A 9,839-nucleotide genomic window follows, 5' to 3' on the forward strand; every position below is an offset into this window, starting at 1 on the left:
ACTGCGTCCCGATTTTCCGGACCCCCGTTCTCGCATAACGAACGAAAGTCAGCCTTGTCTCCGGCGCTGCCCGGAGCATTCGGCAAATCCGGGTTCCCCCACAGCAGGGTATGAGTAATTCACATTCCGGAAAATCCAGCGGTGAAATGAACTATGGTGCAAAGATATGGATTATTTCCGACATCGCAAGTCCGAGCAATGTTTGCGCAATGTGCGAGTAAAAAGTTCCTGTCATTTTGCATTTGTGACTTGAGTTGGTTATCTTTGTAAATTAGGTATGGAAAAATCATTTATGAAATTATAAACCATTAACAAAAAACAATTATGTTCAAGAACCATCCTAAAGGACTGCTGGCAGCCGCTCTGAGCAACATGGGCGAGCGTTTCGGCTACTATATCATGAACGCCGTGCTGGTACTGTTCCTTTGCTCCAAGTTCGGTATCTCAGACGAGACCAGCGGACTTATCTACTCCGTATTCTACTGCGGCATTTATGTATTAAGCCTTGTTGGAGGTATAATCGCAGACAGGACACTCAACTACAAAGGCACCATCATGAGCGGTCTCATTGTAATGGCCCTCGGTTATGCTGCTCTTTCAGTTCCTATCCTTGCTACACCTCAGAATTCAACAGGCCTTCTCATCTTCACCTGCGTTGCCCTTTTCTTCATTGCATTCGGTAACGGTCTTTTCAAAGGTAACCTCCAGGCTGTAGTAGGCCAGTTGTACGACAACTTCGAGGCTGAGGCCGCAAAGAAGGGCGAAGCCGAGCTCAAGGCCGCAAAGGACAAGAGAGATTCAGGTTTCCAGATTTTCTACGTATTCATAAACATAGGCGGTCTTGTTGCTCCTTTCGTAGCTCCTCTTCTCAGAGGCTGGTGGCTCAAGACCCACGATCTTGTATATAATGCACAGCTTCCTGCATTGTGCCACAAATATATAAATGAAGGCACAAACATGGCTGCAGATCAGCTTGAAAACCTTAAGGAACTTGCCGTTCAGGTTGGCGCAACTGTTGGTGAAGGCTTCGATTTTTCTGCATTCTGCCAGAACTACCTCCAGATCTTCAATGAGGGCGTTCACTATTCATTCATTGCTTCAGTCTGCGCAATGCTCATATCTCTTATTATCTTCGTAGCCACAAAGAAGATATTCCCAACTCCTGGCAAGAAGGTAAAAGCTGCGAATGCTGCTGAAGAAGTTGCTGAAGTAAAGGTTTCCCCTGAGGAGAAAGCTGCAATGGCAAAGGAAATCAAGCAGAGAATGGCCGCCCTGTTCGCAGTGCTCGGAATCTGCATTTTCTTCTGGCTCTCATTCCACCAGAACGGTCAGTCACTCTCACTTTTTGCAAGGGACTTTGTGAAGACAGACAAGATTGCTCCTGAAATCTGGCAGGCCATCAATCCATTCTTCGTAATCACCCTCACCCCTATAATCATGCTCATCTTCGGTGCGCTTGCAAAGAAGGGCAAGGTAATCTCAACACCAAGAAAGATTGCAATGGGTATGGGTATCACAGCAATGGCATATCTCTTCCTCATGATACTTTCAAGCGTTTGCGGATATCCTTCAGGAGAAGTGTTCAAGGCTATGCCTGTTGCAGAGGCTGAAGGCATGAAGGTTGGTGCATGGGCTCTGATTGCAACTTATTTCTTCCTTACTGTTGCCGAGCTGTTCATCTCACCTCTTGGACTTTCATTCGTATCAAAGGTTGCTCCAAAGAACATCCAGGGTCTTTGCCAGGGCTTGTGGCTCGGCGCCACCGCACTTGGAAACCTCTTCATCTGGGTTGGTCCTGTAATGTACAACAAGATGGACCTCTGGCAGTGCTGGCTGGTATTCCTTGTAATCTGCGTGGTTGCAATGAGCGTTATGCTCGGTATGGTGAAATGGCTTGAAAGAGTCACCAAATAGTAAATACCATATAGGAATATAAACGAACTGTAGCATTTTGCGTCCGCAAAATGCTACAGTTCGTTTTTGCACCTGATTACTAAGCCAGGCTCTTTACCATTATGGCCTTTATGGTGTGCATTCGGTTCTCGGCCTCGTCAAAGACTATGCTGGCATCAGACTCGAAAACTTCGTGGGTGACCTCAACGCCATCCAGACCGAATTTCTCAAGTATTTCCTTTCCCACCTTGATGGATGTATCGTGATACGCCGGCAGGCAGTGCATGAACTTGCAGTTCGGATTGCCTGTCTTTTTCATCAGTTCTGCGTTTACCTGGAAAGGCTTGAGCATATCCACCCTCTCCTGCCATACTTCCGCAGGCTCTCCCATTGATACCCAAACGTCTGTGTATATGAAATCACAATCCTTTACACCTTCCTCAATATTATCTGTAACAGTGATTCTGGCACCTGTGTCCTTTGCTATCTCCTTGCATTTCTCAAGAAGGAATGCACCCGGTTGAAGCTTCTTCGGACTTACCGCCCTGAAATCCATACCCATCTTCACACAACCTGCGAAAAGGCTGTTGCAGGTATTGAAACGTGTATCACCCACAAAAGCGATTTTAACCTCCGACAGAGGCTTGTTGATATGCTCCATGATTGTAAGCAGATCCGCAAGAGTCTGCGTTGGATGCGCCTCGTCGGTAAGAGCGTTCCATACAGGCACGCCGGCCAGTTTGGCAATGCGTTCAACAATATACTGTCCATAACCACGATAGGCAATGCCATCGAACATCCTGCCCAGCACGCGTGCGGTATCGTCCATTGACTCATCTATTCCAAGGTGTGAACCAACGGAGCCAAGGTATGTGGCATAACCGCCCTGATCGCTGGCCGCAACCTCAAACGAACAACGCGTACGGGTTGATGCCTTCTCAAAAAGAACAGCTATGTTCTTGCCTTTCAGCAGCTGCTCCTCCTTGCCATTCTTCTTGTCTGCCTTGAGCTTTGCAGCCAGGCTCAGATACTCTTTGATCTCCTCCGGAGTGAAATCCAGAATTTTAAGAAAATGCTTGTTCTCGCTCATATTTGTATTTTTTAATTTTTCCACTGCGATAGTTATCATTACTTGAACTGCTCATCAAGGACAGCCTGCATCTTGGCGGCAATCTCCTTGGTGCAAAGATTGCCTACGGAGCCCTCGTGAGTATGGTTCAGCCTGCCGTTGAATTCAAAGCACCCTTCCATTATTTCAATGCCAACCTGCTTGTAGGCATCCCTGAATGGAACCCCGGCGGCAACCCTGCGGTTCACTTCCTCAACGCTGAAAGCTGTCTTGTAAAGAGGGTTTTCCATAAGCTGTCTGTTCACGCTCAGATTGCCAACAGCAAAATTCGCTATGTCAAGGCAGTCATCCATTTCATCGAAAACAGGAACGAACACTTCCTTGATAAGCTGAAGGTCCCTGAAATATCCGCAAGGCAGATTGCTTATTATATGACTGATGGTTTCAGGAACGGCAATTATCCTGTTGCAATGTGCTCTTATCAGTTCAAACACATCGGGATTCTTCTTGTGCGGCATGATGCTGGAGCCAGTAGTAAGTTCGTTCGGCAGCTTGATGAAGCCGAAATTCTGGCTGTTGAAAAGGCAGCAGTCCGCAGCGAATCTTCCCAAAGTCTCCGCTACGGCGGCCAATGCCTGGGCAACTACCTTCTCACTCTTTCCTCTTCCCAGTTGTGCGCAGATTGAGTTGTACTCAAGATCCTCGAAATCAAGAAGCTTTGTTGTGAGTTTTCTGTCGAGCGGTGCTGAAGAGCCATAGCCTGCGGCTGAGCCAAGCGGATTACGGTTGATGTATTTCAATGCCCCGCCAAGCAGAACCATATCGTCTGCCAGCGATTCAGCGTATGCACCAAGCCACAGTCCGAATGACGATGGCATGGCAACCTGGAGGTGTGTATAACCCGGCATCAGCACTTCCTTGTATTTCTCGCTCGCCTCCTGCAAGGTCTTGAACAGAGATACAATCTTAGCAGCGGTAATCCTGATATGGTCACGGCAGAACAGACGCATGTCAACCAGTATCTGATCGTTGCGCGAGCGGCCGGTATGTATCTTCTTGCCAAGATCACCGAGTTTCTCAGTAAGATACTTCTCAACCTGGGAATGCACGTCCTCTATTCCGTCCTCTATTATGAACTCTCCGTTTTCCGCCTTTTTCAGCAGCACCTCCAGTTCCGGCAAAAGCAGGTCCAGTTCGCTCTGCTCAAGCAGGCCCACCTTCGTGAGCATTTTTATATGGGCCATTGTTCCCGTGATGTCATACCTGGCAAGTTTCACATCAAGCAACGCATCGTTGCCCACCGTGAACTTCTCAATTCTCTTATCAGTATCAAAGCCCTTGTCCCAAAGTTTCATTTCAGTATAAAATTTCTATATTGTTTTCTGTTTGGTTGCGTCAGGCAGTTTCTCTTCATTGGGGCTCTGCCCCAGACCCTGCCTGTTCCAGGCGCTCCCGGGCTATACCGAACTTGCTGCTTTTCGCAACTCTCCGCATGCTTTCCGCAAGTATTCGCTTTCCAGCAAGTTCGCGCCCTCCGCTAGGCCGCTGATGCGGTTTTTCTTTCATTGGGGCTCTGCCCCAAACCCTGCCTGTTCCAGGCGCTCCCGGGCTATACCGAACTTGCTGCTTTTCGCAACTCTCCGCATGCTTTCCGCAAGTATTCGCTTTCCAGCAAGTTCGCGCCCTCCGCTAGGCCGCTGATGCGGCCCTTTATTTGCCCTGCCGCTACATTTGGTCACATTTTCTTCAATTTTGTGACCGTTCCCCCTTTTTACCACTCTTTTGGGCACGCTTTCCGCAAAAATGCTCCCGTTTGCCGCTTTCCTCGCCCGTTTGGTCACATTTTCCCTCCGAAATGCGCCCGTTACAGGCTCAAGCCGCCAAGTAATTTCACGTATATGTCAACGGCCTGCTCAATCTCACTCAAGCGTATGAATTCATTGGCAGTGTGCGAGCGTGCGGAATCTCCCGGCCCTATCTTCAAGGACTGGCAGTGCAGCAACGCCTGATTGCTCAAAGTAGGTGAACCGAAACAGTTCAAGCCCAGTGCCAGGCCGCGCTGAACCACCGGATGAGCCACATCAATATGCGAACTGCCCAATCTTGTTGAGCGGGCCTTGATTTCAACGCTCAATAAATCACCGGCATCACAGTTTTCCGCCAATGCTTGGCCAGCACAAACATTATGCTTCTCCACCGGTTCGGACGTTACAATACCACCCACTCCACCACGTATCTCTGACAGAAGTTCAGCATTTGTATAACAGTCATTCGAGCGCACATCAACCACAAACGAACATTTGTCCGGCACAACATTATGCTGGGTCCCGGCCTGAATCTGCGTAACGCTCATCTTAACAGGCCCCAGGAATGGCGACACCTTTTCAAACCGATGATTCTCAAACCATTCCACAACAGGCAAAGCCTTGTAAATTGCATTCACGCCCTCGTTCCTGGCCGCATGCCCGCTCTTTCCGTAAGCCGTACAATCCAACACCATGAGGCCCTTTTCAGCAACCGCCATCTGCATACCGGTAGGTTCGCCTACCACGGCCAGCGCTATTCTATCGTCCCCCGGATAGCACAGGCTCTTTAAAGATTCCTCTCCGCAGACAAAGGGCAGAATCAATTCAATGCCGTTCTTGCCGCTAACCTCTTCCTCGGCAGTCAGAGTCAGCACAAGTCTGTATGGCTGTTCATCAGCAACCAGAATCTTATACGCCTCCAGCATAGCCACAACGCTGCCGCCATCGTCGTTCGATCCCAGGCCGGTGATTTTCATATCCTCAGCACCTTCAGGGGTGGATTCTGGAACTATCGCCGGTGTAAAAGGATCTGAAGACCAGCCGGAAACCGGTTTTACGGTGTCGATATGCGCATTGAGCAGGATAGTGGGCTTGCCACAGGATGCAGGACAGCTCTCCACCCAGAGATTGTTCCTGAGGCGATGCACAGGCAACCCCTGTGAGAGCAGGAAGGCCTCCAGCATATCCGTCACCTCCTGTTCTTCCCTGCTTGGCGATGGTATTTCAATCATTCTGCAGAGCAGTTCCACTTTCCTGTTCATAATATGGCCATATTGTTCCAATAAACTATTCTCTCATCCAAGTTTCGCAAGCATTTGATTCCGGTCTTTTACTCGTCGAGCGGATGCTTTGTGTAATAAACCCTCAGCGCTGTTGAACTTACCTTTATGAATCCTTTGGCATCCTCGGAGGTCCAGCCCTTCTGCATCTCACCGTACTCGCCGAGCTTGGTCTTTACCAGATCGTCAGGAGAATCAACGCCAACAGTGGAAAAGCCGTATGGATGAAGTTCCATTGTAACGGTTCCGTTGACATTGCGCTGGCTGCTTTCCAGCATTGCCTCAATGTCACGCATCACAGGCTCCATATACTGACTTTCGTGGAGGAACATGCCGTACCAGGTGCCAACCTGATCCTTCCAGTACTGCTGCCACTTGCTCAGGGTGAATTTCTCAAGGAACTTGTGGGCGGCAATTATCAGCAACGCCGCTGCGGCCTCGAAACCTACACGGCCCTTTATACCTATGATAGTATCGCCCACGTGCATGTCACGGCCTATTCCGTAAGGCGCAGCTATTGCCTCAACCTTCTTGATAGCCTCAACAGCGTCATCATATTCCACTCCGTTAACGGCTTTCAGACATCCCTTGCAGAAAGTCAAAGCTATGGTTTCCTTGTCCTGTTTTGTAACCTGCTTTAAATAAGCGGTTTCAGGGAGCCCCTGTGTTGAATCAAGAATTTCTCCACCGCAGATGGAAGTTCCCCAGAGGCCGACATTATATGAATATTTCTGCTTCTGGAAATCTGCAGGGAAGCCGTTTTTCTGAAGGTACTCAATCTCCTGATTGCGGCTCAGAGCCATATCACGGGTAAGAGTGATTATCTCAACACCGGGAGCGGCAACAAGGAAGGTCATATCAAAACGTACCTGGTCGTTACCTGCGCCCGTTGAACCGTGCGCAATGGCATCGGCACCAATCTCCTTTGCATATTTTGCAACGGACAGTGCCTGGAAAATCCTTTCAGATGAAACTGAGATAGGATAGGTACCGTTACGAAGCACATTGCCGTAAATCATGTACTTGATGCTCTTTTCATAATATTCCTGCGCCACATCAAGCGTTACATACTTCACCGCTCCCAGTTTGTATGCATTCTCTTCATTGGCCTTGAGCTGCTCGGCGGAAAAGCCACCGGTGTTCGCACACGCAGCATATACCTCATAACCTTTTTCCTTTGCCAGATACATTACCGTGAACGATGTATCCAGTCCGCCGCTGAATGCGACAACAACTTTCTTCTTAGCCATAATATCTATACTTTTAATTTTATCGTTTTATTTAGAATCTTTTCCCTTCTCTTTTTGTTCAATCCTCTTTGTTCAATCCTCTTTGTTCATCTCTTTGTATTCAACTCTTTTGCCAAAGCAGGGAACGCGCGCCAGCCTCAAATTGGACTATAAAGGTGATACCTGTATCCCGTCCACCTCATTTCAGCATGCCAGGAAACGTTTACCCCTTTCTGAATGTATTCTAGCGAGGGTTGATGTTCCCCACTTGAGCAGGATTATTTTCCATCAGGATCAAAAACCATCCCGGTACAATAGCAATCCTCAAAACCGTTTCTACAAAGGGTTTCATAATGAACACAGCTCACACAACCCTTCCAGAAATTGATATCCGTGGTTATTTCCTTGTACGGAACTGATTTATATCCAAGCGATTCGTTGATTCTCCTGACTGCCGGACTGGTGGTGAGTCCGAAAATCTTCGCTCCTGGAAATTTCAGGCGCGACAATTCATAAGCCTGCTTCTTAATGGCTTTGGCCAAGCCCATCCCCCTGTATTCAGGTTTGACTATAAGTCCGGAATTGGCAACGAACCAGTTATGTTCCCACGACTCTATGTAGCAGAAACCGGCGAACTTGTCACCGTCCAGAGCAATAATGCCTTTCCCGGCCGCTATCTTTTCACTTATATATTCCACGGTCCTTTTCGCCAGACCGGAATTCTTGTCCTTTGTTGCCTCCTCAATGGTGTCGGAAACATCCTTCGCATACTTCAAATGCTCCTGCCCTGCGAACAGCACTTTTATACCATTGACAATCACTTTGCCCATTGTCCCTTATTATTTTATGAAAGTCCTGAAATATATGTGGAAAGATTGGACACAATCTGCGGCTGCGTGAATCCATCCTTGATCATGACAAGAATGGTATCATCACCTGCTATCGTTCCCATGATTCCCTTGATATTGTTATCATCTATGACTGCCGCAACAGCACTTGCAAAACCAGGCGCAGTCTTTATTACGGCAAAGAGCGATGAGAACTCAATGCTCCGCACCTTTATCCTGTGTCTGCCGGAGAATTCCGGGTTGCCATAGGATGAAGCAGCCTCCTTACCTGGCGCATTGCTCTGTATGCTGTCATCCAACAAACCGGCCATCGATGCCTCAAGCGGCAGAGCATACACATACTCCCCATCCGCATTCGGCAGGCGCATGATTTTCATTTCCTTGAGATCGCGTGACAATGTTGATTGGGTCACATTAATTCTGGAAGCCTTGAGAATTTCCTGCAACTCATTCTGATTGTGAATATTACCATCAGTTATTGCTTTTGCAATCGCATTCTGTCTAATTGTTTTCTGCATAATTATTCATTTCTCACCGCAAATATACGCATAAATACTCATAATATGCAGAAATATTTCATTTCTCACGCCCCCGCCAATCATTTTTGCCAAAGCTGCCCGCAACTGACCCGTCGCCGACCTTCAGGACCGGGGCTATGATGCCGAACTCCTTGTTCCGGAAGAAACGGACATCCCCCTGAAAGAGCTGGCAAGCTGCGTAAACTCCCAATGCGCTGCTTGCCTTACCGAAAATGGTTATATGGATTCAAGGGACTCGCTGGCCTACATCAGCAGCCGTACCGGCAAACAAGCAATCGTTGACCTACACGTTGAAGGCATAATCGAATACCTCCAGGGCAATATTTGAATCAGAATCAGCCGTTTCCGAAATTGCTGTCGGCTCAGGTCAAATCAAAGACTTGATTTTTGCCTACGTCCCATCTTTATCCTTGTTCAAGGGATTTACCCTACTTCACCATCCCCCAATGGGTCACCTCCGTTCCGGGGATGGGGGCATCGCTCACCACCTCGAAGCCGAAGTGCCTGTATATCCCCACATTCTTTTCCGAATGGGTTTCAAGATATGCCTGTCTCCCAGTCTGTGAACAGTATTCCAGCATCGGTCTCAGAAGTTTACCCACAAGATGCTGCCCTTGCGCTTCCGGTCTTACGACCAGATTGTACAAGTACCACTCTCGGCCGCCAGTAGCGTTCAGTCTCACGGACGCGCTGTAGTCCTCGTAATGCATTATTCTTTTCATAGCGGGAAGACCCAGCTTGAGAGTCAGGCGGATTCCTCCGTAGCGTATGAAATCAATCACCGAGACACCCTTGCACCCGGGAGGGACCCAAAGCATCCAGGCATTGCACTCCGGACTGTCTGAATATATGAGCGCTCTGGAATAGAAGTATTTCAGATTGAAGGGCCACATCTCCCACAGTTCATCCTTGGTGCACGGGTGTCCGACAAAGTAATCATCGAGCGCATAGGCAATGCTCCCGTATGATTCCGCCGCACAACGTGCGAACTTGGGAATATCCTCCTTGGTCAACAGATGAAAACCTTGAGATTCTATGAATCTTTCAGCCTGTGAGAGAATCTCCATAGCGCCTTTCCAGGACTAATATGGAATTGTATCCCTTTTACGAGGTTCAGGTAGAGGGGGAATAGGAGGAGGGGGAGGAGTCCCCTGATCATATCCAACCTCAATCTCA

General features: G+C 48.4%; 8 protein-coding genes. 1 reads left to right on the forward strand and 7 read right to left on the reverse strand.

Going from position 1 to position 9,839, the window contains the following annotated elements; all coding sequences use genetic code 11:
• The first annotated feature begins 324 nt into the window (after nucleotides 1-324).
• Nucleotides 325-1,914, forward strand: coding sequence for a peptide MFS transporter (locus AC06L3_RS00490; RefSeq protein WP_475668665.1), 1,590 nt, complete (start codon nucleotides 325-327; stop codon nucleotides 1,912-1,914).
• A gap of 79 nt (nucleotides 1,915-1,993) precedes the next feature.
• Here AC06L3_RS00490 and argF read toward each other — a convergent pair whose 3' ends face one another.
• The 7 genes from argF to AC06L3_RS00525 form a co-directional block, all read right to left on the reverse strand.
• The gene (gene argF / locus AC06L3_RS00495; RefSeq protein WP_475668666.1) at nucleotides 1,994-2,983 is read right to left on the reverse strand and encodes an ornithine carbamoyltransferase; all 990 of its coding nucleotides are present in this window, start codon (nucleotides 2,981-2,983) and stop codon (nucleotides 1,994-1,996) included.
• 38 nt (nucleotides 2,984-3,021) lie between these two features.
• Complete coding sequence (gene argH / locus AC06L3_RS00500; RefSeq protein ID WP_475668667.1) at nucleotides 3,022-4,317, reverse strand: argininosuccinate lyase; 1,296 nt, start codon at nucleotides 4,315-4,317, stop codon at nucleotides 3,022-3,024.
• A gap of 509 nt (nucleotides 4,318-4,826) precedes the next feature.
• Nucleotides 4,827-6,029, reverse strand: coding sequence for a M20/M25/M40 family metallo-hydrolase (locus AC06L3_RS00505; protein ID WP_475668668.1), 1,203 nt, complete (start codon nucleotides 6,027-6,029; stop codon nucleotides 4,827-4,829).
• Nucleotides 6,030-6,097: 68 nt separating this feature from the next.
• Nucleotides 6,098-7,300 carry an argininosuccinate synthase gene (locus tag AC06L3_RS00510; protein ID WP_475668672.1) on the reverse strand — a complete coding sequence of 401 codons (1,203 nt, stop codon included), beginning with the start codon at nucleotides 7,298-7,300 and terminating at the stop codon, nucleotides 6,098-6,100.
• A 254-nt stretch (nucleotides 7,301-7,554) separates the two neighbouring features.
• On the reverse strand, nucleotides 7,555-8,106 hold the full coding sequence (locus AC06L3_RS00515; protein WP_475668669.1) for a GNAT family N-acetyltransferase: 552 nt from the start codon (nucleotides 8,104-8,106) through the stop codon (nucleotides 7,555-7,557).
• Between the two features lie 14 nt (nucleotides 8,107-8,120).
• Nucleotides 8,121-8,642 carry an arginine repressor gene (locus AC06L3_RS00520; protein ID WP_475668670.1) on the reverse strand — a complete coding sequence of 174 codons (522 nt, stop codon included), beginning with the start codon at nucleotides 8,640-8,642 and terminating at the stop codon, nucleotides 8,121-8,123.
• Nucleotides 8,643-9,091: 449 nt separating this feature from the next.
• Nucleotides 9,092-9,730 (reverse strand): GNAT family N-acetyltransferase, encoded by a 639-nt coding sequence (locus AC06L3_RS00525; protein WP_475668671.1) that lies wholly within the window; start codon nucleotides 9,728-9,730, stop codon nucleotides 9,092-9,094.
• Nucleotides 9,731-9,839 lie beyond the last annotated feature (109 nt).

The organism is Candidatus Egerieousia sp. (assembly GCF_056211015.1).